Source organism: Klebsiella sp. RHBSTW-00215 (genome assembly GCF_014103785.1).
Classification (GTDB): Bacteria; Pseudomonadota; Gammaproteobacteria; order Enterobacterales; family Enterobacteriaceae; genus Klebsiella.
On the sequence record NZ_JABXQS010000001.1, the window covers coordinates 3,964,483 to 3,990,116 of the forward strand.

A 25,634-nucleotide genomic window follows, 5' to 3' on the forward strand; every position below is an offset into this window, starting at 1 on the left:
TGTGTATCAGGCTCAGGATTTGAGCCACTTATCAAGCCATGGGAAAACCTCGTCCTGTTGCGCTTTATAAAAAACGTGGTCAAGTTCTGGCCACGTTTTCGTTTCCAGCCCTACGTATTTTGCGATGCCCATACTTTATGGACTTTGGCGAAGGCGTCGTTGACCCCTTTTAAGCTGCTGAGAAAATCGACGGTACGCAAATCTTCATAAGCCACTTCACCTGCCAGCGAGTGTCCAGGATTAAAATAGTTACTGACCAGCAAAGCGCTTGTCGGGCTAACTGCTGAGAATTAACTGACCTTTTCCACCTTGTCTCATGATATTTAATCAATGCATGCAACAATTATTTATTCTATATATAAAAAATACACAACAAAGTATCTCACATTTTATTTATATTACTGATAGAGACGGCGTCACTTTGTTTTGGATTTCACTCTTCAATAAGAGATATAGCGCATGATCTTTATAAAATAGGGAGTTCTCCCTATAGAAAATAGTAAGGATAGCTGCTTTTTTTGATTTTTAATTTTTGATATGGTTTTGATATATAAGGGTTAATTTATTTTTTCATGTTAGTCGGTATAGCTGTGCGACATATACTCCTCAACAATGTAGATACATTTTAAATACAGTGGTGACATTGGCTGGGCTTTTTTTTGAAAAACAACTGAATCGTTTTTGCTAAATGTGATGCACTTCGTAGAAAAGAATAAATTTACTTTTATTGATATGAAGTTGCGATTTTTCGTATCTATATAATTACGTTTTTTAAACACATGTGCATCTATTGGCCTACAACTGAAAGGATTGACGCTGGGGATATGCTATGAATAACTCACGACGCTTGGTATATCTCTTAAGCGGCCCTATCATTTTTATTGTGGCTATCCTGCTTTTTTCACATAACCTGACAACCCCAGGCGCACAGGCTGTCGGTACCTTGCTGTGGATGATCTTTTGGTGGGTTACCCGCCCGGTGCATGTTGCTGTAACCAGCCTCCTGCCAATTATTATCAACGCGCTCTTTAATATTGTGCCGATGGGGAGCATTACGGCCCAGTATTGGTCCGATAGCATCATCCTTATTTTTGGTTCGGGACTGCTGTGCATCCCCTGGGCTTCGATTGGTTTAGATCGACGGGTTGCTTTAAAAGTTCTTTCTCTCATCGGGCCATCAATGAAGTCGCAGATTACGGTCTGGTTGCTTGCCAGCATCGTCGCTTCAACCATTCTCCCGAATGTGATGGTTTGCGCATTGTTTACACCTATAGCTATCGCCATGCTGGCAGCGTCAGGTTATGACGATATACCTTCATGTAAACCAGCGGTTCCAATCCTGTTGGCGATTGGCTGGGGGGTTGGTATTGGTGGTGTAGGGAGTCCTCTGGGGGGGGCGATGAACCTTGCGGCTATCTCAATTCTTGAAGAGCGTATTGGTCACGAGTTTATGTACGTTGACTGGCTCATTCGTATGGCACCGTTTTACATCATTATTTCGACTGTCAGCCTTGCCTGTATGCTGCTGATGCCGATGAAAGTTAAAATGCTAAATGGAACGCGCGAGTACTTTGAAAAGAATTACCGCGAACTCGGACCGATGACGCGTGATGAGAAAGTCTGTGCTTCGCTGTTCATTTTAGGCCTGATTGGCGCTTTTGCGCGTCCTCTGTATGCACCTATTTTTCCAGCACTGTCCCCTGCTCATTTATATCTGATTCTTGGTTGCCTCTGCTTTGTGATAACTACGGTCAAAAAAGGACCGATGCTGACCTGGGAGATGGCGCAACAAGAGACCATGTGGGGAATGCTGATTCTCTTTGGCGGTGGTTTAGCGTTAGGAAAATTGGTGAATGACTCTGGTGCAAGCGTTGGAATCGCCAGTCTTATCTCACAACTATCGCTCGATGGCGGACTGCTTACCATCATTGTATTTGTGGTTCTGGCCCGCATCATTTCTGAATCAACAAACTCAACTGCCTCAGCCGCTGTCGTACTGCCTATTGTCCTTGGATTTACCACCAAGCTTGGTTTGAATCCTATTCCCTACTGGTTTATTACCGTGATGGCCTTCAACGCAGAATTTATGCTGCCCATCAGCGTTCGGGCAATCCCTGTAGCCTATGGTCTGGATGCCAGGGCTATGTTCAAAGGAGGAAGCCTGATGGCTCTCATCCATATCATATTTGTGGTGATTGTCGGTTATACATGCTTGAAATTTTGGCCTGCGTTCAGCCAACTCTCAGATTTTATGAAATAAGTACGCCCAGGCCAAATTTATGATTTTTAGGGCAGGGGAAGAAGAGATATTCATATCTTTTAATTACTGAAAATAGAAGGGAAGATGATGAAAAGCTTTAACTTTAAAATACCGCAAAGCATTGAGTTTGGTATCGGCTGCCTAAATAAACTGCCGCAAATCTTAAAGGAAAATCATTCTGAAAATGTGCTCTTGATTTCCGACCCCGGTCTCGAAGGTCTTGGGGTAGTAAAAAAGATAGAAGATATTATTGCTTCAGCGGGAATTCATCATACCACCTGGTTGGGAGTAATTCCGAATCCGACCGTAGACGTCGTAAATGAAGCAACTGCGGTCTACAAGAAATGTGGTGCAACGAGTATTGTGGCGCTCGGCGGAGGCAGTTCGATAGATGTTGCGAAAGCAGTGGGAGTATTAGGGAAGGTGCGAACAAGTCCCTGATATGAGATCATGTTTGTCATCTGGAGCCATGGAACAGGGTTCATCATGAGTCATCAACTTACCTTCGCCGACAGTGAATTCAGCAGTAAGCGCCGTCAGACCAGAAAAGAGATTTTCTTGTCCCGTATGGAGCAGATTCTGCCATGGCAAAACATGGTGGAAGTCATCGAGCCGTTTTACCCCAAGGCTGGTAATGGCCGGCGACCTTATCCGCTGGAAACCATGCTACGCATTCACTGCATGCAGCATTGGTACAACCTGAGCGATGGCGCGATGGAAGATGCTCTGTACGAAATCGCCTCCATGCGTCGGTTTGCCCGGTTATCCCTGGATAGCGCCTTGCCTGACCGCACCACCATCATGAATTTCCGCCACCTGCTGGAGCAGCATCAACTGGCCCGCCAATTGTTCAAGACCATCAATCGCTGGCTGGCCGAAGCAGGCGTCATGATGACTCAAGGCACCTTGGTCGATGCCACCATCATTGAGGCACCCAGCTCGACCAAGAACAAAGAGCAGCAACGCGATCCGGAGATGCATCAGACCAAGAAAGGCAATCAGTGGCACTTTGGCATGAAGGCCCACATTGGTGTCGATGCCAAGAGTGGCCTGACCCACAGCCTAGTCACCACCGCGGCCAACGAGCATGACCTCAATCAGCTGGGTAATCTGCTGCATGGAGAGGAGCAATTTGTCTCAGCCGATGCCGGCTACCAAGGGGCGCCACAGCGCGAGGAGCTGGCCGAGGTGGATGTGGACTGGCTGATCGCCGAGCGCCCCGGCAAGGTAAGAACCTTGAAACAGCATCCACGCAAGAACAAAACGGCCATCAACATCGAATACATGAAAGCCAGCATCCGGGCCAAGGTGGAGCACCCATTTCGCATCATCAAGCGACAGTTCGGCTTCGTGAAAGCCAGATACAAGGGGTTGCTGAAAAACGATAACCAACTGGCGATGTTATTCACGCTGGCCAACCTGTTTCGGGCGGACCAAATGATACGTCAGTGGGAGAGATCTCACTAAAAACTGGGGATAACGCCTTAAATGGCGAAGAAACGGTCTAAATAGGCTGATTCAAGGCATTTACGGGAGAAAAAATCGGCTCAAACATGAAGAAATGAAATGACTGAGTCAGCCGAGAAGAATTTCCCCGCTTATTCGCACCTTCCCTAAAGAGTTCGCACTTGAGTTAATCGAAGTTCAGTACGTGAAGATGAATAACCCTACCAAACTAAAAGACAAAGGCACCGTTGCGGTGCGTAACGGTCGTGGTTTTGGCGGTGAAAGCCTGACTCTTGGCGGCGTCGATCGTGAGGGGAATGATGCGACTAACGATCTGACGATGCTGATGCTGGAAGGTTCAGCCCATACACGAATGATGAACCCGTGGGTTTGTGTTCGCATGCATGAAAATACGCCTTATGAATTAAAAATTAAGACCGTTGAGTGCATCCGCGCAGGTTACGGACATCCGAAGCTATTCAATGATGCACCTTCTATTAAGGGGATGCTGCGCAAGGGAATGACTCTTGAAGAGGCCAGAGATTACTGCGTTGTTGGCTGCGTCGAGCTGGATTTAGCGGGTAAAGAGTATGGCTGGCATGATGCGGCTTATGTGAATACGCCTAAAATGATGGAAATGGTGGTCAACGGTGGCCGCAGCCTTAGTACCGGAGAGCAACTGGGGCCTGATACCGGTAGCCTGGATACCTACAAGAGCTTTGATGAAGTTCTGGCAAGCGTCGATCAACAGTTTGAATACTGGACCGATCAAATGTGCAGCAGTTTGAATATTATCGACAATGCACATCGCGAGCTGAAGCCTGTTCCCTACGTCTCCGCTTTCTATGAAGACTGTATGATTTCAGGTAAGGATCTGACTGAAGGCGGTGCGAAGTACAACGGTATTGCTCCGCAGGCGGCGGGTATGGCGACCTGTGCGGACAGTCTGGCTACCATTAAACAGCTGGTGTTCGACGAGAAGCGGTATAGCGGTGCTGAGATGCTGCAGGCAGTAAAGGATAACTGGGTCGGCCACGAAAAACTGTATGCATTGGTCAATAGTTCGAAGGTGCGACACTACGGCAACGATGATGATTATGCGGATGATCTGTTCAAATTCATGTTTGAATGCTACTGCCGTCATATTAGCGGTAGAAAGACGCCGCGCGGGGGAGAATTCAGTCCAGGCGTTTATTCCGTGAATGCCAACGTCGGCATGGGTCTGAACACAAATGCTTCTATTGATGGACGTAAAAAATTTGAGCCTATCTCCGATAATATGGGGCCAGTTCACACTGACGGCGGCTCTCATGACATCTGCGGGCCAACAGCGTTAGTCAACTCATTAACCAAAGTTGACCATAGCCTGGCGACCAACGGTACTCTGATGAATCTTCGATTCCCACAAGAAGCGGTGGCTGGAGTCGAAGGGCGCGATAATCTGCTGAGTTTTATTGATGAGTATATTGCCAAGCAGGCGATGCACGTTCAGTTCAATATCATGAGCTCGGCAACCATGCGCGCCGCGCAGAAAAAGCCGGAGGATTATAAAGACATGCTGGTTCGCGTTGCGGGTTATAGCGCTTATTTTGTCGAACTCGGCAAACCGTTACAGAAAGATTTGATTCAGCGCACTGAACTTCATTTCTGATAATGACGTGCAGCATGTTGTGGGAAGTCTATTAATTTTGTGTCATCCCTGAGATATGGCTTTTACATCTCCGGGACAACAAAAGAGAGGCCGACCCACATCCTGACTTCTCTGGTTTGGTGGGAAAAAAGCCAGAGATAATGCGAGTGTCTTTATATCCAGGGCGGATATTATGAGTTTCAATACTGATTTTATACTTGTCGGCCTGATGCAAATTGTCGGTTTTTTTGTTCAGGGATGTACCGGATTTGGCTGTACCGTTATCGCGGCATCAGTGACTAACGGTTTACTAGGAACGTCGGTAGGGGTACCTTATGGTACGTTGATTACCTTACCTTTTTTATATTTTCTGGCGGTCAGAACCTGGCGCGATGTTTCCTGGAAAGATTTAGGGAAAATAGTCGCCCTGTGCGTTCCGGGAATATTAGTCGGTAACTATTTATTTTATAGAATTAGTCCCAATGTAGCGAAAATCTGTATTGGCGCAATGGTCACGATTATTGCAGTAATGAACATTTACAAGCATATCGTCAATCCATTGTTCTTTAAAAAAGCAGAAGCTATTAATGTGCCAGATACGACAGCGAAAAAATGCTTTCGTTATGGTTGTCTTATTTTAGGTGGTGTTGTGCACGGTGCGTTCACTATCGGTGGGCCACTGATCACCGTTTACACGATTGAAGCGGTGAAGGAGAAAGAAAAATTTCGTAATACCATGAATATGGTATGGGTGGTATTTAACACCTGGAACGCATTTAACCAGTATCGTAATGGCGCATGGACGGAACATCTTGGGGGCGCTCTGACTATCGGTTTCCCGATGGCGGCGATCGGCTTCTTTCTGGGAATGGCCTTCCTGCAGCGTATTAATAAGGAGACGTTCCTGCGCATCGTGTATTGCGTGCTGTTATTTGTCGGCGGCAACATGCTGTTTACCAGCCTGATGGCCCTTGCGTAAAATGAGGTCGTTATGGGATCGGGAGGATATTAAAACCTCCGATCCCATTTTAACGCCTGCTTATGTGAGTAAGGGGTTAAATCCTTCCCGGCGGAGCATTTGACATAAGGCGATTAACGGTAGGCCGACCAGTGCATTTGGGTCGCGGCCTTCAAGACGTTCAAAAAGCGTGATACCTAATCCTTCGCTTTTGAAACTTCCAGCGCATTGCAGTGGGTTTTCTTTGCGCACATAGCTGTCAATTTCCTGGTCGCTTAAACGGCGGAAATGAACGTCAAAGGGTTCGCATTCGGTCTGTAAATGACCATTAGCTGAATTGTACAGCGCCAGACCGGTGTAGAAGGTCACGATGGTGCCGCTGGCTTTCTTTAACTGGCGATGGGCGTTTTCTTCGGTATGTGGTTTGCCAGTGATTTCACCATCCAGGACGCAAACCTGATCAGAACCTATAATAAGGTGGTGTGGAAAGCGTTCGGCGAGGGCTTGCGCCTTTGCTTGTGCCAGACGCATCACCAACTGGCGTGCCGATTCACCCGGCAGCGGCGTTTCATCAACGTCTGGAGCTGCGCATTCAAAAGGCACTGAAAGCTTCTCCAGCAGCATTCGCCGCCATGGAGAGGTTGACGCCAGGATCAGTTCAGACATATTTTTTCATCCACATGTAGCGCTTCGCAGAGCATCATTTTAAACTATGCGCCGCAATGTGTGCGAATAATTGGCAAAAGGCAACCTGAGGCTGCCTTTTTCTTTGACTCTATGACATTACAAAGTTAATATGCGCGCCCTATGCAAAAGGTAAAATTACCCCTGACTCTCGATCCGGTTCGCACGGCTCAAAAACGCTTAGATTACCAAGGTATCTATACCCGTGATCAAGTTGTGCGTGTCGCCGATTCTGTTGTCAGCGTGGACAGCGATGTGGAATGCAGCATATCGTTCGCTATTGATAATCAGCGCCTTGCCGTGATAAACGGCGATGCAACGGTGTCGGTAACCCTCGAATGCCAGCGTTGCGGGAAACCGTTCCCTTATCATGTCCACACAACGTATTGTTTCAGCCCCGTCAGAAATGACGAACAGGCGGAAGCACTGCCGGAAGCGTATGAGCCGATTGAGGTTAACGAATTCGGTGAAATCGATCTGCAGGCGCTCGTTGAAGATGAAATTATCCTCTTCTTGCCTGTAGTTCCGGTGCATGATTCTGAACACTGTGAAGTGTCCGACGCGGACATGGTCTTTGGCGAACTGCCTGAAGAGGCACAAAAACCAAACCCATTTGCCGTATTAGCCAGCTTAAAGCATAAGTAATTGAGGAGTAAGGTCCATGGCCGTACAACAGAATAAACCAACCCGTTCCAAACGTGGCATGCGTCGTTCCCATGACGCTCTGACCGCAGTCACCAGCCTGTCTGTAGACAAAACTTCTGGTGAGAAACACCTGCGTCACCACATCACTGCCGACGGTTTCTACCGCGGTCGCAAGGTAATCGCTAAGTAATCACGCATTACTCCATGGATTTCGCGTTGCAAGAAGACGCAAGCGAGAGAAGCACCCGGAGCATAGCTCACTATGTGACTGGTGTGAACGAGCGCAGTCAACGCACTTGCAGCGTGAAAGACGAAGAGTAAAAGCGTGATGAAGCTTAGTGAGGATTTCCCCGGGTAACTGGGGAATAACCAAACCGAGCAGCGACGATATCTTGACACATCTAACCCTGGCGTTAGATGTCATGGGGGGAGATTTCGGACCCTCCGTGACGGTGCCTGCAGCATTGCAGGCACTGAACTCTAATTCACAACTCACACTTCTTTTAGTCGGCGATCCCGACACTATCACGCCATTACTAGCCAAAGCTGATTTTGAACAACGTTCACGTCTGCAGGTGATTCCTGCGCAGTCAGTTATTGCCAGTGATGCGCGACCCGCACAAGCGATCCGCGCCAGTCGCGGTAGCTCAATGCGCGTGGCGCTGGAGTTAGTGAAAGAAGGGCGGGCGCAGGCCTGCGTTAGCGCGGGCAATACCGGGGCGCTGATGGGGCTGGCGAAACTGTTGCTCAAACCCATCGAAGGGATTGAGCGTCCTGCGCTGGTAACGATGTTGCCGCATCAGCAGAAGGGCAAAACGGTGGTGCTGGATTTAGGCGCTAACGTAGATTGCGATAGTACGATGCTGGTGCAGTTTGCGGTGATGGGGGCAGTTTTAGCCGAAGAGGTTATCGGTATTCAAAATCCCCGAGTTGCATTACTGAACATTGGCGAAGAAGAGATGAAAGGTCTCAGCAGTATTCGCGATGCGGCGGCGGTTTTGAAAACCTTGCCAACCCTCAACTATATTGGCTATCTGGAAGCCAACGAATTGTTGACGGGTAAGACGGATGTTTTGGTTTGTGATGGATTCACGGGCAACGTCACATTAAAAACGATGGAAGGTGTTGTCAGAATGTTCCTTTCACTGTTGAAATCACAGGGAGAGGGGAAAAAAAGGTCGTGGTGGCTGCTTTTATTAAAGCGTTGGTTACAAAAAAGCCTGTCGAGGCGATTCAGTCACCTCAACCCCGACCAGTATAATGGCGCCTGTCTGTTAGGATTGCGCGGTTCCGTGATTAAAAGTCACGGTGCTGCCAATCAGCGCGCCTTTAGCGTAGCGATAGAGCAGGCAGTGCAGGCGGTGCAGCGGCAGATCCCTCAGCGGATTGCCGCTCGCCTGGAATCTTTATACCCTACAGGTTTCGAACTGCCTGAGGGCGGCAGAAGCGGGAGTTCCGGTTCTCAGACTGGGATAACTGGTAACGACTGATGCCCGGTAGTTTGAGTAACCCAGGTATATTACCCAAGAGTGACTGAGCGTACATGTATACGAAGATTGTTGGTACCGGCAGTTATCTGCCTGAGCACGTGCGTACGAACGCTGAATTAGAAAACATGGTAGATACGTCTGACGAGTGGATTGTCACTCGTACAGGTATCCGTGAGCGTCGTATTGCCGCACCGAATGAAACAGTTGCTACGATGGGCTTTGCAGCCGCTAAGAATGCACTGGACATGGCGGGCGTTAAGCCGGAACAAATTGGTCTGATTATTGTTGCGACCACCTCCGGTACCCATGCATTTCCAAGTTCTGCTTGCCAGGTTCAATCGATGCTGGGCATTAAAGGTTGTCCGGCGTTTGACGTTGCTGCTGCATGTGCGGGTTTCACCTACGCGCTGAGCGTCGCCGATCAATACGTTAAAAACGGTGCGGTTGATTACGCGCTGGTCATTGGTGCGGATGTGCTGGCGCGAACCTGCGATCCGACCGATCGTGGAACCATCATCATCTTTGGCGATGGCGCTGGTGCGGTTGTGCTGGGCGCTTCTGAAGAACCGGGTATTATCTCTACGCATCTGCATGCGGATGGTAGCTACGGTGAACTGCTGACGCTGCCGAATGCCGATCGCGTTGATCCTGACAACTCAATTTATCTGACGATGGCGGGCAACGAAGTCTTTAAAGTTGCCGTGACCGAACTGGCGCATATCGTTGATGAGACCCTGGCGGCGAATAACCTCGAGCGTTCTGCGCTGGATTGGCTGGTGCCGCATCAGGCCAACCTGCGTATTATCAGCGCCACGGCGAAAAAGCTGGGGATGTCGATGGATAACGTGGTGGTTACTCTCGACAGACATGGTAATACTTCAGCAGCCTCTGTTCCTTGCGCGCTGGATGAGGCCGTTCGCGATGGCCGCATACAGCGTGGTCAGCTCATTCTGCTGGAAGCCTTTGGTGGTGGTTTCACCTGGGGTTCCGCGCTGGTTCGTTTTTAGTATAAGGATTTAAACATGACGCAATTTGCTTTTGTGTTCCCGGGACAGGGCTCTCAGACCGTCGGGATGCTGTCCGATATGGCAGCCGCTTACCCGGTAGTCGAAGAGACATTCCGTGAAGCCTCTGCGGCGTTGGGTTACGATCTGTGGGCGCTTGTACAGCAAGGCCCTGCGGAAGAACTGAACAAAACCTGGCAGACACAACCGGCGCTGCTGACAGCATCCGTCGCGTTGTATCGCGTCTGGCAGCAGCAGGGCGGTCAAGCACCGGCGCTGTTGGCGGGTCATAGCCTGGGTGAGTATTCTGCACTGGTCTGTGCGGGCGTTATCGATTTTGCCGATGCGGTGCGTCTGGTTGAGATGCGTGGCAAATTCATGCAGGAAGCCGTACCAGAAGGTACCGGCGCAATGTCAGCTATCATTGGTCTTGACGATGCATCAATTGCGAAAGCCTGTGAAGAGTCTGCTGAAGGTCAGGTGGTTTCTCCGGTAAACTTTAATTCGCCGGGACAGGTTGTTATTGCCGGTAACAAAGAAGCCGTAGAGCGCGCTGGCGCAGCGTGTAAAGCTGCGGGCGCCAAACGTGCGTTGCCGCTGCCGGTCAGCGTGCCGTCCCACTGTGCATTGATGAAGCCTGCTGCTGAAAAATTGGCCGTTGAATTACAAAAAATCACCTTTAACGCGCCGACTGTTCAGGTTGTGAACAATGTTGACGTGAAGTGTGAAACTACACCTGATGCTATCCGTGATGCATTGATCCGCCAGCTGTATAGCCCGGTTCAGTGGACCAAAACCGTTGAGTTTATGGCGTCACAGGGCGTTGAGCATCTGTATGAAGTGGGCCCAGGTAAAGTCCTCACTGGCCTGACTAAACGTATTGTTGACACCCTGACCGCCTCCGCGCTTAACGAGCCGGCGGCCATGTCTGCGGCGCTTGAGCAATAAAAGAGGAAAACCATGAGTTTTGAAGGAAAAATCGCGCTGGTTACCGGTGCAAGTCGCGGGATTGGCCGCGCAATTGCTGAAACGCTCGTTGCCCGTGGCGCGAAAGTTATCGGTACTGCAACCAGCGAAAGCGGTGCGCAGGCGATCAGCGATTATTTAGGTGCCAATGGCAAAGGTCTGCTGTTGAATGTGACCGATCCGGCATCTATCGAATCTGTTCTGGGAAATATTCGCGCAGAATTTGGTGAAGTTGATATCCTGGTGAACAATGCCGGGATTACTCGTGATAACCTGTTAATGCGCATGAAAGATGATGAGTGGAACGATATTATCGAAACCAACCTGTCATCTGTTTTCCGTCTGTCAAAAGCGGTAATGCGCGCTATGATGAAAAAGCGTCATGGACGTATTATCACTATCGGTTCTGTGGTTGGTACCATGGGAAATGCAGGTCAGGCCAACTACGCTGCGGCGAAAGCGGGTCTGATTGGCTTCAGTAAATCACTGGCTCGCGAAGTTGCGTCACGCGGTATTACTGTAAACGTTGTTGCTCCGGGCTTTATTGAAACGGACATGACACGTGCGCTGACCGATGAGCAGCGTGCGGGTACTCTGGCAGCAGTTCCTGCGGGGCGCCTCGGCTCTCCAAATGAAATCGCCAGTGCGGTTGCATTTTTAGCTTCTGACGAAGCGAGTTACATCACCGGTGAAACTTTGCACGTCAACGGCGGGATGTATATGGTCTGACCGAGATTTGTGCAAAACGCTCAGGAACCGCGCAGTCCGTGCGATTCACAGTAATGTTTTGTGCAAAATGATTTGCGTTATGAGGGCAAAAAGCCGCAAAATAGCGTAAAATCGTGGTAAGACCTGCCGGGATTTAGTTGCAAATTTTTCAACATTTTATACACTACGAAAACCATCGCGAAAGCGAGTTTTGATAGGAAATTTAAGAGTATGAGCACTATCGAAGAACGCGTTAAGAAAATTATCGGCGAACAGCTGGGCGTTAAGCAGGAAGAAGTTACCAACAATGCTTCCTTCGTTGAAGACCTGGGCGCTGATTCTCTTGACACCGTTGAGCTGGTAATGGCTCTGGAAGAAGAGTTTGATACTGAGATTCCGGACGAAGAAGCTGAGAAAATCACTACTGTTCAGGCTGCCATTGATTACATCAACGGTCACCAGGCGTAAGTGAACATCTCCAGGCGGTCATTCGACCGCCTGAGTTTTATCTACATTTTGTCCCACAAGAATCTATTTTCCCTCCCTGGAGGACAACCGTGTCTAAGCGTCGTGTAGTTGTGACCGGACTGGGCATGTTGTCTCCTGTCGGCAATACCGTAGAGTCTACCTGGAAAGCTCTCCTTGCCGGTCAGAGTGGCATCAGCCTGATCGACCATTTCGATACTAGCGCCTATGCAACGAAATTTGCTGGCTTAGTAAAGGATTTTAACTGTGATGATTTCATCTCGCGCAAAGAACAGCGCAAGATGGACGCATTCATTCAATATGGAATTGTCGCTGGCATTCAGGCCATGCAGGATTCTGGCCTTGAAGTGACGGAAGAGAATGCTACCCGCATCGGTGCCGCTATTGGTTCTGGTATTGGCGGACTTGGCTTGATCGAAGAAAACCACAGTTCGCTGGTAAAAGGCGGACCGCGTAAGATCAGCCCATTCTTTGTTCCTTCCACAATTGTTAACATGGTGGCCGGACATTTGACCATCATGTTTGGTCTGCGTGGACCGAGTATTTCCATCGCGACCGCTTGCACTTCGGGCGTACACAACATTGGTCAAGCCGCGCGCATTATCGCCTACGGCGATGCTGACGCAATGGTTGCCGGTGGTGCAGAAAAAGCCAGTACCCCACTGGGCGTTGGTGGGTTTGGTGCAGCACGTGCGCTCTCCACTCGTAATGACAGCCCTCAGGCGGCAAGCCGTCCGTGGGACAAAGAGCGTGATGGTTTTGTGCTGGGTGATGGCGCGGGAATGGTCGTGCTGGAAGAGTACGAACATGCCAAAAAACGCGGTGCGAAAATCTACGCTGAAATCGTCGGCTTTGGTATGAGCAGCGATGCCTACCATATGACTTCGCCGCCGGAAGATGGCGCTGGAGCGGCACTGGCGATGGTTAACGCTATCCGTGATGCGGGTATCGATGCAGGCCAGATTGGCTACGTCAACGCGCACGGTACCTCAACGCCTGCTGGCGATAAAGCGGAAGCGCAGGCCGTTAAGTCTGTCTTCGGTGATGCCGCCGGCCGCGTAATGGTCAGCTCGACTAAATCAATGACCGGCCACTTGCTCGGTGCCGCGGGTGCAGTAGAGTCTATCTACTCTATCCTGGCGCTGCGCGATCAAGCTGTTCCGCCAACTATCAATCTGGATAACCCGGATGATGGTTGCGACCTCGACTTCGTCCCGCACGAAGCACGCCAGGTTAGCGGTATGGAGTATACCTTGTGTAACTCCTTCGGCTTCGGTGGTACAAATGGTTCGCTGATCTTTAAAAAGGTCTGATGCGCGCCTGGCGCAACATTAGTTATGCCGTTAATGCCCATCAAAAATTGGCCCGCTTGTCGGGCCTTTTTTATTCGGTTTTCTCCGCTTGTACCGTATCTTTCCTCCTGCGACACTGACCGACCAGCGATAAGGAGTCCTTTATGTTTTTGATAAATGGCACTGAAAGTGAAACGCTTGCGGTCAACGATCGCGGCGTGCAGTTCGGTGATGGTTGTTTTACGACAGCTCGAATAATTGGGGGCCGTGTACAATATCTGCCTGCTCATCTGGCGCGCCTGCAAACCACCTGTGAAAGACTCTTTATTACCTTTAGCGACTGGAAAGTATTAGCCGAGGAGATGCAACGTCTGGCGCAGCCGTGTCAGGAGGGGGTTCTGAAGGTGATGATCACTCGTGGCGCCGGCGGGCGTGGATACAGCACTGTGGGCTGCACAAACCCTACCCGAATTCTTAGCGTGTCGCCATATCCTGCCCATTATGCCCGCTGGCGAGAAGAAGGGGTTTCTGTGTCGCTAAGTCCCATGCGGCTGGGACGTAATCCTTCTCTTGCCGGACTAAAACACCTTAATCGCCTGGAGCAGGTACTGATCCGCTCTCATCTTGAGCAGACGGACGCTGATGAAGCACTGGTTCTTGACAGTGAAGGGTGGCTTACGGAATGCTGTGCCGCGAACGTATTCTGGCGTAAAGGATTTGATGTTTTTACCCCGCGCCTCGATCAGGCGGGAGTAAACGGTATTATGCGCCAGCACATTCTCGCAACGCTGGCACCATCGCCGTTTCGCGTTGTCGAAGTGACTACGCGCCCCGATGCGCTACACGAAGCCGACGAAGTGCTTATCTGTAACGCATTAATGCCGCTGGTGCCGGTTCGCCGTTGGGACGACACATGTTGGTCCGCGCGCGAGCTTTACCATTTTTTAGCCCCATTGTGTGAGCTGTCTGATTAGTCATGAAGAAAATGTTACGTTTCATCCTGTTGCTGGTAGTGGTGCTGGGCATTGCTGCGGGCGTCGGCATGTGGAAAGTTCGCCAATTGGCGGATAGCAAGTTACTCATTAAAGAAGAGACCATCTTTACTCTTGAAACGGGCACCGGGCGCATCGCGCTGGGCCAACAGCTTTACGGTGATAAAGTCATTAACCGGCCACGGGTGTTCCAGTGGTTGCTGCGTATTGAACCTGAGCTCTCCCACTTTAAAGCCGGGACATATCGTTTCACGCCAGGTATGACGGTACGTGAGATGCTGCAACTTTTGGCCAGTGGGAAAGAAGCCCAGTTTCCGCTGCGCTTTGTCGAAGGTATGCGGGTAAGCGACTATCTGCGACAGCTTCGCGATGCGCCTTATGTGAAACATACGCTGGCGGATGACAGCTATGAAACCGTCGCGAAGGCCCTTGATCTGGAGCATGCGGACTGGGTGGAGGGTTGGTTCTGGCCGGATACCTGGATGTATACCGCCAATACCAGCGATGTGGCGATCCTTAAGCGAGCGCATCAGAAAATGGTTGCTGCTGTTGAGAAAGCCTGGGAAGGGCGGATGGATAATCTGCCGTATAAAGATCAGAACCAACTGCTGACAATGGCCTCCATTATTGAAAAAGAGACGGCGGTGTCTGAAGAGCGCGATCGCGTGGCATCGGTCTTTATCAATCGCTTGCGTATTGGCATGCGTCTGCAAACCGATCCGACCGTGATTTATGGGATGGGTGAGAGTTATAATGGCAAGTTAACGCGTAAAGACCTGGAAACCCCAACGGCTTACAATACTTATGTCATTAACGGCATGCCGCCAGGGCCTATCGCCGCACCGGGAGAGGCTTCTCTGAATGCCGCTGCCCATCCGGCAAAAACGCCGTATCTCTATTTTGTCGCCGACGGAAAAGGGGGTCATACGTTCAATACCAATCTGACCAGCCACAACCGTTCGGTGCAGGATTATCTGAAAGTACTAAAGGAAAAAAATGCGCAGTAACTATATCGTCATCGAGGGCCTGGAAGGCGCAGGGAAGACCACCGCACGTAATCTGGTGGTAGAGACGCTAAAACAGCTGGGCGTTAGCGATATGGTGTTCACCCGCGAGCCGGGCGGCACCATTCTGGCCGAGAAGCTGCGCAGCCTGGTTCTGGATATTCAGTCAACCGGCGATGAAGTTATCAATGACAAAGCCGAAGTGCTGATGTTTTATGCGGCTCGCGTGCAGTTGGTTGAAACAGTGATTAAACCGGCGCTGGCTCGCGGTCAGTGGGTGATCGGCGATCGTCATGATCTCTCTACTCAGGCCTATCAGGGCGGTGGTCGTGGTATCGATCAAACCATGCTGGCAACCTTACGTGATGCGGTGCTGGGCGATTTTCGTCCCAACTTGACCCTTTATCTTGATGTGACGCCTGCGGTGGGACTCAAGCGCGCTCGCGCTCGTGGTGATCTTGATCGTATCGAACAGGAATCCCTGGATTTCTTCAACCGTACCCGCGCACGCTACCTTGAGCTGGCCGCACTTGACCCCAGCATTCGCACCGTGGACGCCACGCAGCCGCTGGAAGCTGTGGAACGTGATATTCGTGCGGTAGTGAGCCAATGGGTGGCGGAGCTGCGCGCATGAAATGGTATCCGTGGTTACGCCCGTCTTTCGAACAGCTAGTTTCCAGCTACCAGGCAGGACGGGGTCACCATGCGCTACTGGTCCAGGCATTGCCGGGCATGGGGAGCGATGCGTTGATTTATGCGCTGTGTCGCTTCCTGATGTGCCGGCAACCGGAAGGGCATAAAAGCTGTGGCCATTGCCGCAGCTGTCAGTTGATGCAGGCGGGCACTCATCCTGATTATTATGCGTTGACTCCTGAAAAGGGGAAGAGTTCGCTCGGTATTGATGCCGTGCGCGACGTCAACGAAAAGCTCTATGAACACGCCCGGCTGGGCGGCGCGAAGGTGATATGGATCGGTGATGCCGCCATGCTAACTGACGCGGCGGCCAACGCGTTGCTGAAAACGCTGGAGGAACCGCCGGAGAATACCTGGTTCTTCCTCGCTTGCCAGGAACCCGCGCGTTTGCTGGCGACGTTGCGCAGTCGATGCCGTTTACATCACCTCACACCGCCTCCGGAATCGTACGCGCTGGCGTGGTTAGAGCGTGAAGTGACAATGTCACAAGATGCATTGCTTGCTGCTCTGCGTCTTAGTGCGAATGCGCCAGCGGCAGCTCTGGAGCTGCTCCAGGATGCGCACTGGACTGCGCGCCAACAGCTTTGTCAGGCGCTGGCAAACGTTTTAACTCAGGGTGACTGGCTGACGCTGCTACCCATTTTAAATCACGAACAGGCCGCAGTTCGCCTGCATTGGCTGGCATCGCTGCTGGTTGATGCGCAAAAAAGACAGCAGGGGATTACGCTTGTCAGTAACCCGGACGTCTGGACGCTGGTAAATCAACTGGCCCAGATGCTCCCTGCCGCACGTTTACAAGCGATAGCGCGCGACGTGAGCTTCTGCCGCGAGCAGCTATTAAACGTTGTTGGTGTTAACCGCGAACTACTGCTAACCGAGCGCCTTCTGCGCTGGGAACATTACCTGCAACCGGGGGCGGTACTTCCCGTATCCCATCTCTGAGAGAGACATCATGTTTTTAGTCGACTCCCATTGCCACCTTGATGGCCTGGATTATCAAACGCTGCATAAAAATGTGGACGATGTGCTGGCAAAAGCCGCCGCGCGCGATGTGAAGTTTTGCCTTGCGGTTGCCACGACGCTACCAGGGTATCGCAGTATGCGCGAGCTGGTGGGACAGAGTGGCAGCGTTGCTTTCTCCTGTGGCGTGCATCCGTTAAATCAGGATGAAGAGTACGACGTCGAGGAGCTGCGCAAACTAGCGGCGGAAGAGGGGGTAGTGGCGATGGGTGAAACCGGGCTGGATTATTTCTACACGCCAGAAACCAAAACACGTCAACAGACGTCGTTCCGCGATCATATTCGTATCGGGCGGGAACTTAACAAGCCGGTTATTGTGCATACTCGTGATGCCCGCGCCGATACGCTGGCAATTTTACGCGAAGAAAAAGTGACGGATTGCGGTGGCGTACTACACTGTTTCACTGAGGATAGAGAGACAGCGGGTAAGCTGCTGGACATGGGGTTCTATATCTCGTTTTCCGGTATTGTGACGTTCCGCAATGCAGAACAGCTGCGCGATGCCGCGCGTTATGTGCCTCTCGACCGCCTGTTGGTGGAGACCGATTCGCCGTATCTGGCGCCGGTACCGCACCGTGGTAAAGAGAACCAACCGGCGATGGTTCGTGACGTTGCTGAGTACATGGCGGTTCTGAAAGGTGTCTCGCTGGATACGCTGGCGCAACGGACCACGGAAAACTTTGCAACGCTTTTTCATATTGACCCCGCCCGGCTACAACCTGCCTGATCTTCCTTATTATTTTAAGGCTCGTAATTAATACTCAAAGCGAGTAAAGTTCACCGCCACAAATGGGGCGGTGAAGCTTTTTTGGCAACATTCAGACACGTGTTATGTAAAACAGTGTAAGTTTTTACCTGAAGGCTGATTGAAACGTGATAGCCGTCAAACAATCATTCCGCTAATTATTTTACTCTGTGTAATAAATAAAGGACGCTTAGACGTCCTGTCCACGGCGCGGTTCTCCCCCCGGGCCAATGCGTGAAAACGTAAAAAAAAGCACCAAATACTCAGGAGCACTCTCAATTATGTTTAAGAATGCATTTGCTAACCTGCAGAAGGTCGGTAAATCGCTGATGCTACCGGTATCCGTACTGCCTATCGCAGGTATCCTGCTGGGCGTCGGTTCCGCAAACTTCAGCTGGCTGCCAGAAGTCGTTTCACATGTTATGGCAGAAGCGGGCGGTTCGGTCTTCGCCAATATGCCGCTGATTTTCGCTATCGGTGTTGCGCTAGGCTTCACCAATAACGATGGCGTATCTGCGCTGGCATCGGTTGTCGCTTACGGCATCATGGTGAAAACCATGGCGGTGGTAGCGCCTCTGGTTCTGCATTTACCTGCTGAAGAGATTGCGGCTAAACACCTTGCAGATACCGGCGTACTGGGCGGTATTATTGCGGGCGCGATCGCGGCGTACATGTTTAATCGCTTCTACCGTATTAAGCTGCCTGAGTATCTGGGCTTCTTCGCCGGTAAACGTTTCGTGCCGATCATTTCTGGTCTGACCGCGATCTTTATGGGCATCGTGCTCTCCTTCATTTGGCCGCCGATCGGTACTGCTATCCAGACGTTCTCTCAGTGGGCTGCTTATCAGAACCCGGTTGTCGCGTTTGGTATCTACGGCTTCATCGAGCGCTGCCTGGTGCCGTTTGGTCTGCACCACATCTGGAACGTTCCATTCCAGATGCAAATTGGTGAATACACCAATGCGGCAGGTCAGGTGTTCCACGGCGACATCCCTCGTTACATGGCTGGCGACCCGACTGCGGGCAAACTGTCCGGCGGCTTCCTGTTCAAAATGTACGGTCTGCCGGCTGCTGCCATCGCTATCTGGCACTCTGCTAAACCGGAAAACCGCGCGAAAGTGGGCGGTATCATGATCTCCGCAGCGTTGACCTCGTTCCTGACCGGTATCACCGAGCCGATCGAGTTCTCCTTCATGTTCGTTGCACCGATCCTGTACATCATCCACGCGATTCTGGCAGGCCTGGCATTCCCAATCTGTATCCTGCTGGGTATGCGTGACGGTACTTCGTTCTCTCACGGTCTGATCGACTTTATCGTTCTGTCCGGTAACAGCAGCAAACTGTGGCTGTTCCCGATAGTCGGTATTTGCTACGCGATTATTTACTACGTGGTATTCCGCGTGTTGATCAAAGCGCTGGACCTGAAAACGCCGGGTCGTGAAGATTCAACTGAAGACAGCAAAGTTGGCGCGACCAGCGAAATGGCTCCGGCCCTGATTGCAGCCTTCGGCGGTAAAGAAAACATTACTAACCTCGACGCATGTATCACCCGTCTGCGCGTTAGCGTGGCGGATGTAGCGAAAGTTGATCAGGCTGGCCTGAAAAAACTGGGCGCTGCTGGCGTTGTTGTTGCAGGTTCAGGTGTTCAGGCAATCTTCGGTACCAAATCCGATAACCTGAAAACTGAAATGGATGAGTACATCCGTAGCAACTAAGTTGTGATGTGGGGAGACTAAGGCAGCCAAATGGCTGCCTTTTTTAATGGATAACGTAAAAAAGGGAGCCGATTGGCTCCCGAAACATTGACCGCGAATCAGAACTGATAGCTGGCGGTAATGCTGAAGTTGCGCGGTTCGCCGTACACAATCGAGCCGTCGATGTTGGTATCGTAGGTTTTGTCGAACAGGTTATTGACGTTGCCCTGTAAGGCAAAGTTTTTGCTGACCTGGTAACGGGTAAACAAATCCACCAGCGCGTAGCTGCCTTGTTCCGCACGGAAAGTACCGTAAGGGGTAGCGGTATCTTTATAAACACGGTTTTGCCAGTTAACGCCGCCGCCGACGGTCAGAGCAGGCATCACCGGCAGGCGATAGCTGGTGAACAGCTTGACGCTGGTACGCGGCAAGTTAGGGTTCACCGCGTTGCCTTCATTATCCTCGGCAACAAAGCGAGTCGCGCCGAAGGTCATCTGCCAGTTATCGGTAAGCGCGCCGTTGATTTCGAACTCCACCCCTTTGCTTACGGTACCATTGACGGTTTTATAGGCCGCCTCGCCGTTGCTGCCAGGGATTTGCCCGCCGGTTGCCTGGCCGAGGTTATCCTGTTCGATGCGGAATATGGAGAGGGTGGTGGTCAGACGGCTGTCCATCCAGTCGGACTTCAGGCCGACTTCATAGTTATTACCGGTAACCGGGGTCAGATATTTACCGGAACTATCACGCTTATTCTGCGGCTGGAAAACGGAGGTGTAGCTGGTGTAGGCCGACCAGTTATCGTTGATGTCGTAAACCAGACCGGCGTACGGCGTAGTATGGTTTTTCTCCATATTGTAGGTCAGCGTCTCGATACTCCAGTTGTTATAACGGACGCCAAGGATCAAGTGCAGCGGATCAAGCAGGGAGATACGAGTCGCCGCATATACCGATTTCATTCGCGTGGTATCGTCCTGCGCCAGGCTCTGCGGTCCCCAGTTGGTTTCCGGGAAGCTGGCACTATTAAAGTCATAGAAATTACCGATCTCATCCGGAAATACGTTTGCCCAGGAGCTGAAGTAGCGGTTATTTTGCTTGCTGTAGCTGCCGCCAATCATCAGGTTGTGCTGGCGACCAAACAGGTCGTAGCCGCCATCTGCAAACAAATCCACGGCGTCGACTTTACGCTTGCCGCTGTTCCAGCCGGTCCCGCCAACGTAGGTAAAGCTCGGACCGTAATTGCCATAAGGCCCCACCAGCATCCCGGTCTCTTTATTGACGTACGCATCGACGTACATCATTTTGCTGTCGAACTTGACCTCGGAGTGGGTCGCGTTCATCGTCGCCTGCCAGGTATCGGCAAAGCGCTGTTTTAGCGTGACGAAAACTTTGTTGATCTCTTTGTCGTTATAAGCCCAATCAGGGGCGGTGCTATGAGAACGGTCGTAGTGGTTTTTGCTGCCATCGGTATTCCAGCGCGGCAGACCACCCCATGTTGGGCTATTCACGTCGATACGCTGATATTCGTAGCCAGCGGATAAGCTGGTTGAGGTCCCGAGGTCAGCATCAAGAATGCCGGAGAAGAAGGTTTTTTCGCTATTATAACGATCGAGCCACGAGTCGTTATTTTGATAGCCCGCGATAATACGCGCACGCACGTTGCCGTCTTCGGTCAGCGGGCTTTGCATATCAGCAACATAGCGCTGCTTGTTCCAGCTACCGTACTCCGCAGAGACATTGCCTTTAAACTCGCGGCTGGTGGCGTGTTTACGAATCATGTTGATTGACGCGGCCGGGTTGCCCGTACCTGTCAGCAGGCCATTGGCGCCACGCACGACTTCCACTCGCTCGAAGAGCGCCATATCGGTAAGGGCGTCACCCAGATTCCAGCGGGATTCAAACCAGGTCGGAATACCATCGACCATGTAGTTGTCAATTTGAAAGCCGCGAGAGTAGTAGCTGGTGCGATCGGAGTCTGCCTGGCTGCTGCTGATCCCGGTCGTGTGATCCATCACGTCGCCAAGGGTTTGCAACTGCTGATCCTGCATCCGTTGCTCGGTGATAATGCTGACCGATTGTGGGATATCGCGCTGGGCCATTTCCATCTTGGTCCCGGCAGAGGTGGTTTTGACGCTGTAATCCTGCTCTTGAGCACTGGAAGCGGTATCTGTGGAACCTTCTACAATGAGAGTTTCTTCGGACTTACTGGCGGCCTGGCCGAGGTCAGGAAAGAGCGCCAGCGCTATGCCCATGGCAAGCAGAGATGTCGCAATATGCCCATCCCGGGTGTTGGTGGAGAGAGACATCATAAACCCTTGATCATATGATAATTATTATTCGCCGAGGCTCTGTGACCGCGGTCGATCGAAAGCGCGTTGCATTCAATGTGAATACAAATGAGAAATATACGCATTAATATTTAATATGTAAACAGAGGTAAAATGTGTGTGGTGAATGGTTTTGGGTGGGCTAGTGAAAATGGCGAACATGCGAAATGATTAATCAGTCAGCAGCTAAGTCCTTTGTCGCGTAAGAAAAAACGCTTTCAGGTTGAAAGAGTGGGAGTAACTCGCTCATACTCTTAAGCGAATCCTGTGCATCCGCGTTTATCTGCAGGGGCAGGCCAGAGCACGGTATAAAAATTAATAAGGAATCAGTCATGGCAGAAGAAACGATTTTCAGCAAAATCATTCGCCGGGAGATCCCGTCGGATATTGTTTATCAGGACGAGCTGGTCACCGCTTTTCGCGATATCTCCCCGCAGGCGCCGACCCATATTCTGATCATTCCTAATATCCTGATTCCAACCGTCAACGATGTGACTACGGAGCATGAACTGGCTCTTGGCCGGATGATGACCGTTGCGGCGAAAATTGCCCGCGACGAGGGGCTTGCAGACGATGGCTACCGTCTGATCGTCAACTGCAATCGCCACGGGGGTCAGGAGGTCTACCATATCCACATGCATCTGCTGGGCGGGCGTCCATTAGGTCCAATGCTGGCCCACAAAGGTTAATACCCATGCGCGCAGCCCATTTCGGCGCACTTCTGGCCGCGACGCTCCTGGCTGGATGCAGTTCGCATCCGGAAATACCGGTCAGCGATCAGCAAAGTCTGGTGATGGAATCTAACGTACTGGCGGCGGGGATTAGCGCTGAAGTACCGACGGTGACCGCCTCAGAGATACAAGCGACGGCGACCACAAGACTATTTAATGAGCGCCAGGTACCCGTGACCGTGCATTATCGCTTTTTCTGGTATGACGCCAGAGGGTTGGAGATGCATCCACTTGAGCCGGCGCGCAGCATAACGGTTCCCGCGCACTCCTCGGTCACGCTTTACGGCAGCGCCAATATTCTGGGGGCGCACAAGGCCCGACTTTATCTTTATCTGTAAGAGGTCATCGTAATGATTAAAATGTGTCGCTATGCACTTGTTACCGCACTGGCGATATTCCTTGCCGGGTGCGTAGGGCCAGGTCAGCAGCCCGCTCCCGTTGAGGAAGCACAGCCAAAACCGCAGCAGCCTGTTCAGCCGCAGCCGACTGTGCCAAGTATTCCTGTGATACCTACGCAGCCAGGCCCAATTGAACATGGCGAGGAGCCAGCGCAACCGGCCCCGCGCGTGCGTCATTATGACTGGAGCAGCGCAGTGCAGCCGATGGTTGGACAAATGCTGCAAGCGGGCGGCGTGACAGCAGGTAGTATTCTGCTGATTGATAGCGTAAACAACCGCACCAACGGCACGTTGAACGCCGCTGAGGCGACAACCGCGTTACACAACGCGCTGTCGGGTAACGGTAAATTTACCCTCGTATCGCAGCAGCAGCTCGGCGTCGCCAAACAGCAGCTTGGCCTGTCGCCACAGGATAGCCTCGGCAGCCGCAGTAAGGCGATGGGTATTGCCCGTACCGTTGGCGCACAGTATGTGCTCTATTCCAACGCGACCGGCAACGTCAACTCGCCTGAGCTGAAAATGCAACTGATGCTGGTGCAAACTGGCGAAATTATCTGGTCAGGTAAAGGTGCGGTTCAGCAACAATAAGCTTACGCGCGACGAAGTGCTGTCGCGCTTTTTTCCTGGTTTTTCACCTATCGCCGCGCTGACTGAAAACGGTCTGAGCGGCGGCAGTTGTGTCATCAGCGATGGTCGCCAAAGATTGGTTCTGCGCCAGCCGCATGATGTGCAGGCGCCAATCTGTCATTTTCGTCGCCAGTACCATGCGCTCTCCCGTCTCCCTGCTACGCTTGCTCCGGCTCCGCTTTTTTATTCTCCTGCCTGGATGGTGGTGGAATATTTCATCGGTGACGTGGCAAACGCACTGCCGGAGTGTCCGGCGCTTGCGGGGTTACTGTATCATCTGCACCGGCAACCACGCTTTGGCTGGCGTATTACGCTGAGCCCATTGCTTGAGCTTTACTGGCAGCAGTGCGATTCCGCCCGGCGCACGCCGTTATGGTTACGCTGGCATAAGCAACTGTTGCTACGCGGCGAACCTCGGCCGTTGCGTCTCGCGCCATTACATATGGATGTTCACGCGGGCAATATTGTCCATAGCGAGGGTGGGCTGCGGCTTATTGATTGGGAGTATGCCGGGGATGGTGATATCGCGCTGGAGCTGGCTGCGGTATGGATTGAGCCCGTGGCGCACCGCCAGCTAGCGGCAGAGTACGCGAGGCTGGCGCATATTGATGAGCTTCAGCTATGGCGACAAATACAGCGCTGGCGTCCATGGGTACGTCTGCTGATGGCAGGCTGGTATGAGCGACGCTGGCAACAAACCGGCGATCGACAGTTTATTGCGCTGGCGAATGAGATATGGCGTCAGCTAGAGAAAGAATAAAAAGATAAGAGAGGTATGTGTGGGCCCGGTAATGTTGGATGTCGAAGGTTTTGAACTGGATGCGGAAGAGCGTGAGATTCTGGCGCATCCCTTAGTTGGCGGGCTAATCCTGTTTACCCGCAACTACCACGATCCAGCGCAGTTACGCGAGCTGGTTCGCCAGATCCGCGAGGCTTCTCGCAACCATCTGGTGGTGGCGGTTGACCAGGAAGGCGGTCGCGTGCAGCGTTTCCGCGAGGGTTTTACCCGCCTACCGGCGGCGCAATCCTTTGCCGCGCTGCTCGGCATGGAAGAGGGCGGTAAGCTGGTAGAAGAGGCCGGTTGGCTGATGGCCAGCGAAATGATCGCCATGGATATCGATATTAGCTTTGCACCGGTGCTGGACGTTGGGCATATCAGCGCCGCCATCGGCGAACGTTCTTATCATGAAGACCCCGACAAAGCGCTGGCGATAGCCCGTCATTTTATTGACGGAATGCACGGTGCGGGAATGAAAACTACCGGTAAGCACTTCCCCGGTCACGGTGCGGTGACCGCAGATTCACACAAAGAGACGCCGCGTGACCCGCGCGCGCAAGCGGAGATTCGCGCTAAAGATATGGCGGTGTTCCGCACGCTTATCACTGAGCAGCGGCTGGATGCCATTATGCCTGCTCACGTTATTTACAGCGACGTTGACCCGCGTCCGGCCAGCGGTTCAGCGCACTGGCTGAAGACGGTTCTGCGCGGTGAACTGGGCTTTGACGGGGTTATTTTCTCTGACGATCTGTCGATGGAAGGGGCGGCGATTATGGGCAGCTATGCCGAGCGTGGGCAGGCATCGCTGGATGCGGGTTGCGATATGATCCTGGTCTGCAATAATCGTAAAGGTGCGGTCAGCGTGCTGGATAACCTGTCGCCGATCAAAACAGAGTGTGTTACGAAATTGTATCATAAAGGTTCTTTTAGTCGTCAGGAGTTAAGGGATTCCGCCCGCTGGAAAACGATAAGCGCGCAGCTCGAACAGCTTCACGAGCGCTGGCAAGAGGCGAAATCCGCGTAATAAACCTGAAAGGCGTTGTTGTCTGGTGAGGATGC

General features: G+C 51.8%; 26 protein-coding genes and 1 pseudogene. 24 read left to right on the plus strand and 3 right to left on the minus strand.

Features of this window, described 5'->3' with window-relative positions:
* Window positions 1-12: 12 nt before the first annotated feature.
* Window positions 13-260, minus strand: a pseudogene (locus tag HV127_RS18785) (hypothetical protein); the annotation flags it as partial.
* Between the two features lie 569 nt (window positions 261-829).
* Here HV127_RS18785 and HV127_RS18790 point away from each other — a divergent pair.
* From HV127_RS18790 to HV127_RS18810, 5 genes are all read left to right on the plus strand, one after another.
* Entirely contained in the window at window positions 830-2,260 is a 1,431-nt protein-coding gene (locus tag HV127_RS18790) for an SLC13 family permease (protein ID WP_182237870.1), read from the plus strand.
* 87 nt (window positions 2,261-2,347) lie between these two features.
* Window positions 2,348-2,701, plus strand: a complete 354-nt coding sequence (locus HV127_RS18795; RefSeq protein ID WP_182240727.1) for an iron-containing alcohol dehydrogenase — start codon at window positions 2,348-2,350, stop codon at window positions 2,699-2,701.
* A gap of 45 nt (window positions 2,702-2,746) precedes the next feature.
* The gene (locus HV127_RS18800; RefSeq protein WP_042934497.1) at window positions 2,747-3,727 is read left to right on the plus strand and encodes an IS5-like element IS5 family transposase; all 981 of its coding nucleotides are present in this window, start codon (window positions 2,747-2,749) and stop codon (window positions 3,725-3,727) included.
* Window positions 3,728-3,860: 133 nt separating this feature from the next.
* Complete coding sequence (locus HV127_RS18805) at window positions 3,861-5,357, plus strand: pyruvate formate lyase family protein (RefSeq protein WP_228727534.1); 1,497 nt, start codon at window positions 3,861-3,863, stop codon at window positions 5,355-5,357.
* 172 nt (window positions 5,358-5,529) lie between these two features.
* Window positions 5,530-6,315, plus strand: a complete 786-nt coding sequence (locus HV127_RS18810; protein WP_182237872.1) for a sulfite exporter TauE/SafE family protein — start codon at window positions 5,530-5,532, stop codon at window positions 6,313-6,315.
* 60 nt (window positions 6,316-6,375) lie between these two features.
* Here the strand turns inward: HV127_RS18810 and HV127_RS18815 are convergent, their stop codons facing one another.
* Window positions 6,376-6,960: a nucleoside triphosphate pyrophosphatase gene (locus tag HV127_RS18815; RefSeq protein WP_182237874.1), complete on the minus strand. Its 585-nt coding sequence runs from the start codon at window positions 6,958-6,960 to the stop codon at window positions 6,376-6,378.
* A gap of 141 nt (window positions 6,961-7,101) precedes the next feature.
* On the opposite strand from HV127_RS18815, the gene yceD reads away from it, so the two are divergent.
* From yceD to ptsG, 14 genes are all read left to right on the plus strand, one after another.
* A complete protein-coding gene (gene yceD, locus HV127_RS18820) occupies window positions 7,102-7,623 on the plus strand; it encodes a 23S rRNA accumulation protein YceD (protein WP_181482689.1) in 522 nt (173 codons plus the stop codon).
* Window positions 7,624-7,639: 16 nt separating this feature from the next.
* Window positions 7,640-7,813: a 50S ribosomal protein L32 gene (gene rpmF / locus HV127_RS18825; RefSeq protein WP_000290724.1), complete on the plus strand. Its 174-nt coding sequence runs from the start codon at window positions 7,640-7,642 to the stop codon at window positions 7,811-7,813.
* Between the two features lie 202 nt (window positions 7,814-8,015).
* Window positions 8,016-9,113 (plus strand): phosphate acyltransferase PlsX, encoded by a 1,098-nt coding sequence (gene plsX, locus HV127_RS18830; RefSeq protein ID WP_182237876.1) that lies wholly within the window; start codon window positions 8,016-8,018, stop codon window positions 9,111-9,113.
* 53 nt (window positions 9,114-9,166) lie between these two features.
* Window positions 9,167-10,120, plus strand: a complete 954-nt coding sequence (locus HV127_RS18835; RefSeq protein ID WP_112216823.1) for a beta-ketoacyl-ACP synthase III — start codon at window positions 9,167-9,169, stop codon at window positions 10,118-10,120.
* Window positions 10,121-10,135: 15 nt separating this feature from the next.
* Entirely contained in the window at window positions 10,136-11,065 is a 930-nt protein-coding gene (gene fabD / locus HV127_RS18840; protein ID WP_182237878.1) for an ACP S-malonyltransferase, read from the plus strand.
* 12 nt (window positions 11,066-11,077) lie between these two features.
* The gene (gene fabG / locus HV127_RS18845) at window positions 11,078-11,812 is read left to right on the plus strand and encodes a 3-oxoacyl-ACP reductase FabG (RefSeq protein ID WP_004131399.1); all 735 of its coding nucleotides are present in this window, start codon (window positions 11,078-11,080) and stop codon (window positions 11,810-11,812) included.
* A gap of 210 nt (window positions 11,813-12,022) precedes the next feature.
* A complete protein-coding gene (gene acpP, locus HV127_RS18850) occupies window positions 12,023-12,259 on the plus strand; it encodes an acyl carrier protein (protein ID WP_000103754.1) in 237 nt (78 codons plus the stop codon).
* Between the two features lie 89 nt (window positions 12,260-12,348).
* Entirely contained in the window at window positions 12,349-13,590 is a 1,242-nt protein-coding gene (gene fabF / locus HV127_RS18855) for a beta-ketoacyl-ACP synthase II (protein ID WP_110277122.1), read from the plus strand.
* A 143-nt stretch (window positions 13,591-13,733) separates the two neighbouring features.
* Entirely contained in the window at window positions 13,734-14,543 is an 810-nt protein-coding gene (pabC, locus tag HV127_RS18860; RefSeq protein WP_182237880.1) for an aminodeoxychorismate lyase, read from the plus strand.
* Window positions 14,544-14,545: 2 nt separating this feature from the next.
* A complete protein-coding gene (gene yceG, locus HV127_RS18865) occupies window positions 14,546-15,568 on the plus strand; it encodes a cell division protein YceG (RefSeq protein WP_182237882.1) in 1,023 nt (340 codons plus the stop codon).
* A complete protein-coding gene (gene tmk / locus HV127_RS18870; RefSeq protein ID WP_182237884.1) occupies window positions 15,558-16,199 on the plus strand; it encodes a dTMP kinase in 642 nt (213 codons plus the stop codon). The genes yceG and tmk overlap by 11 nt, the downstream gene beginning before the upstream one ends.
* The gene (holB, locus tag HV127_RS18875) at window positions 16,196-17,200 is read left to right on the plus strand and encodes a DNA polymerase III subunit delta' (RefSeq protein WP_182237886.1); all 1,005 of its coding nucleotides are present in this window, start codon (window positions 16,196-16,198) and stop codon (window positions 17,198-17,200) included. The genes tmk and holB overlap by 4 nt, the downstream gene beginning before the upstream one ends.
* A 10-nt stretch (window positions 17,201-17,210) precedes the next feature.
* The gene (locus tag HV127_RS18880; RefSeq protein ID WP_182237888.1) at window positions 17,211-18,005 is read left to right on the plus strand and encodes a metal-dependent hydrolase; all 795 of its coding nucleotides are present in this window, start codon (window positions 17,211-17,213) and stop codon (window positions 18,003-18,005) included.
* A gap of 299 nt (window positions 18,006-18,304) precedes the next feature.
* The gene (ptsG, locus tag HV127_RS18885; protein WP_182237890.1) at window positions 18,305-19,738 is read left to right on the plus strand and encodes a PTS glucose transporter subunit IIBC; all 1,434 of its coding nucleotides are present in this window, start codon (window positions 18,305-18,307) and stop codon (window positions 19,736-19,738) included.
* 98 nt (window positions 19,739-19,836) lie between these two features.
* Here the strand turns inward: ptsG and fhuE are convergent, their stop codons facing one another.
* Window positions 19,837-22,020 (minus strand): ferric-rhodotorulic acid/ferric-coprogen receptor FhuE, encoded by a 2,184-nt coding sequence (gene fhuE / locus HV127_RS18890; RefSeq protein ID WP_182240729.1) that lies wholly within the window; start codon window positions 22,018-22,020, stop codon window positions 19,837-19,839.
* A 353-nt stretch (window positions 22,021-22,373) separates the two neighbouring features.
* On the opposite strand from fhuE, the gene hinT reads away from it, so the two are divergent.
* The 5 genes from hinT to nagZ are packed head-to-tail and all read left to right on the plus strand — an operon-like array spanning window position 22,374 to window position 25,599.
* Window positions 22,374-22,730 carry a purine nucleoside phosphoramidase gene (hinT, locus tag HV127_RS18895; protein ID WP_041144975.1) on the plus strand — a complete coding sequence of 119 codons (357 nt, stop codon included), beginning with the start codon at window positions 22,374-22,376 and terminating at the stop codon, window positions 22,728-22,730.
* A 5-nt stretch (window positions 22,731-22,735) separates the two neighbouring features.
* Window positions 22,736-23,110 (plus strand): YcfL family protein, encoded by a 375-nt coding sequence (locus tag HV127_RS18900; protein WP_181482679.1) that lies wholly within the window; start codon window positions 22,736-22,738, stop codon window positions 23,108-23,110.
* A gap of 21 nt (window positions 23,111-23,131) precedes the next feature.
* A complete protein-coding gene (gene lpoB, locus HV127_RS18905) occupies window positions 23,132-23,758 on the plus strand; it encodes a penicillin-binding protein activator LpoB (RefSeq protein WP_182240732.1) in 627 nt (208 codons plus the stop codon).
* Window positions 23,739-24,557: a thiamine kinase gene (thiK, locus tag HV127_RS18910; RefSeq protein WP_182237892.1), complete on the plus strand. Its 819-nt coding sequence runs from the start codon at window positions 23,739-23,741 to the stop codon at window positions 24,555-24,557. The genes lpoB and thiK overlap by 20 nt, the downstream gene beginning before the upstream one ends.
* A 31-nt stretch (window positions 24,558-24,588) precedes the next feature.
* Complete coding sequence (nagZ, locus tag HV127_RS18915) at window positions 24,589-25,599, plus strand: beta-N-acetylhexosaminidase (protein WP_182237894.1); 1,011 nt, start codon at window positions 24,589-24,591, stop codon at window positions 25,597-25,599.
* Window positions 25,600-25,634 lie beyond the last annotated feature (35 nt).

Bases quoted from the DNA above. Each gene is read 5' to 3' on its own strand.
- HV127_RS18790 (WP_182237870.1), top strand. From the start codon at position 830: ATGAATAACTCACGACGCTTGGTATATCTCTTAAGCGGCCCTATCATT.
- HV127_RS18795 (WP_182240727.1), top strand. From the start codon at position 2,348: ATGAAAAGCTTTAACTTTAAAATACCGCAAAGCATTGAGTTTGGTATC.
- HV127_RS18800 (WP_042934497.1), top strand. From the start codon at position 2,747: ATGAGTCATCAACTTACCTTCGCCGACAGTGAATTCAGCAGTAAGCGC.
- HV127_RS18810 (WP_182237872.1), top strand. From the start codon at position 5,530: ATGAGTTTCAATACTGATTTTATACTTGTCGGCCTGATGCAAATTGTC.
- HV127_RS18815 (WP_182237874.1), bottom strand. From the start codon at position 6,960: ATGTCTGAACTGATCCTGGCGTCAACCTCTCCATGGCGGCGAATGCTG.
- yceD (WP_181482689.1), top strand. From the start codon at position 7,102: ATGCAAAAGGTAAAATTACCCCTGACTCTCGATCCGGTTCGCACGGCT.
- rpmF (WP_000290724.1), top strand. From the start codon at position 7,640: ATGGCCGTACAACAGAATAAACCAACCCGTTCCAAACGTGGCATGCGT.
- HV127_RS18835 (WP_112216823.1), top strand. From the start codon at position 9,167: ATGTATACGAAGATTGTTGGTACCGGCAGTTATCTGCCTGAGCACGTG.
- fabD (WP_182237878.1), top strand. From the start codon at position 10,136: ATGACGCAATTTGCTTTTGTGTTCCCGGGACAGGGCTCTCAGACCGTC.
- fabG (WP_004131399.1), top strand. From the start codon at position 11,078: ATGAGTTTTGAAGGAAAAATCGCGCTGGTTACCGGTGCAAGTCGCGGG.
- acpP (WP_000103754.1), top strand. From the start codon at position 12,023: ATGAGCACTATCGAAGAACGCGTTAAGAAAATTATCGGCGAACAGCTG.
- pabC (WP_182237880.1), top strand. From the start codon at position 13,734: ATGTTTTTGATAAATGGCACTGAAAGTGAAACGCTTGCGGTCAACGAT.
- yceG (WP_182237882.1), top strand. From the start codon at position 14,546: ATGAAGAAAATGTTACGTTTCATCCTGTTGCTGGTAGTGGTGCTGGGC.
- tmk (WP_182237884.1), top strand. From the start codon at position 15,558: ATGCGCAGTAACTATATCGTCATCGAGGGCCTGGAAGGCGCAGGGAAG.
- holB (WP_182237886.1), top strand. From the start codon at position 16,196: ATGAAATGGTATCCGTGGTTACGCCCGTCTTTCGAACAGCTAGTTTCC.
- HV127_RS18880 (WP_182237888.1), top strand. From the start codon at position 17,211: ATGTTTTTAGTCGACTCCCATTGCCACCTTGATGGCCTGGATTATCAA.
- ptsG (WP_182237890.1), top strand. From the start codon at position 18,305: ATGTTTAAGAATGCATTTGCTAACCTGCAGAAGGTCGGTAAATCGCTG.
- fhuE (WP_182240729.1), bottom strand. From the start codon at position 22,020: ATGTCTCTCTCCACCAACACCCGGGATGGGCATATTGCGACATCTCTG.
- hinT (WP_041144975.1), top strand. From the start codon at position 22,374: ATGGCAGAAGAAACGATTTTCAGCAAAATCATTCGCCGGGAGATCCCG.
- HV127_RS18900 (WP_181482679.1), top strand. From the start codon at position 22,736: ATGCGCGCAGCCCATTTCGGCGCACTTCTGGCCGCGACGCTCCTGGCT.
- lpoB (WP_182240732.1), top strand. From the start codon at position 23,132: ATGTGTCGCTATGCACTTGTTACCGCACTGGCGATATTCCTTGCCGGG.
- nagZ (WP_182237894.1), top strand. From the start codon at position 24,589: ATGTTGGATGTCGAAGGTTTTGAACTGGATGCGGAAGAGCGTGAGATT.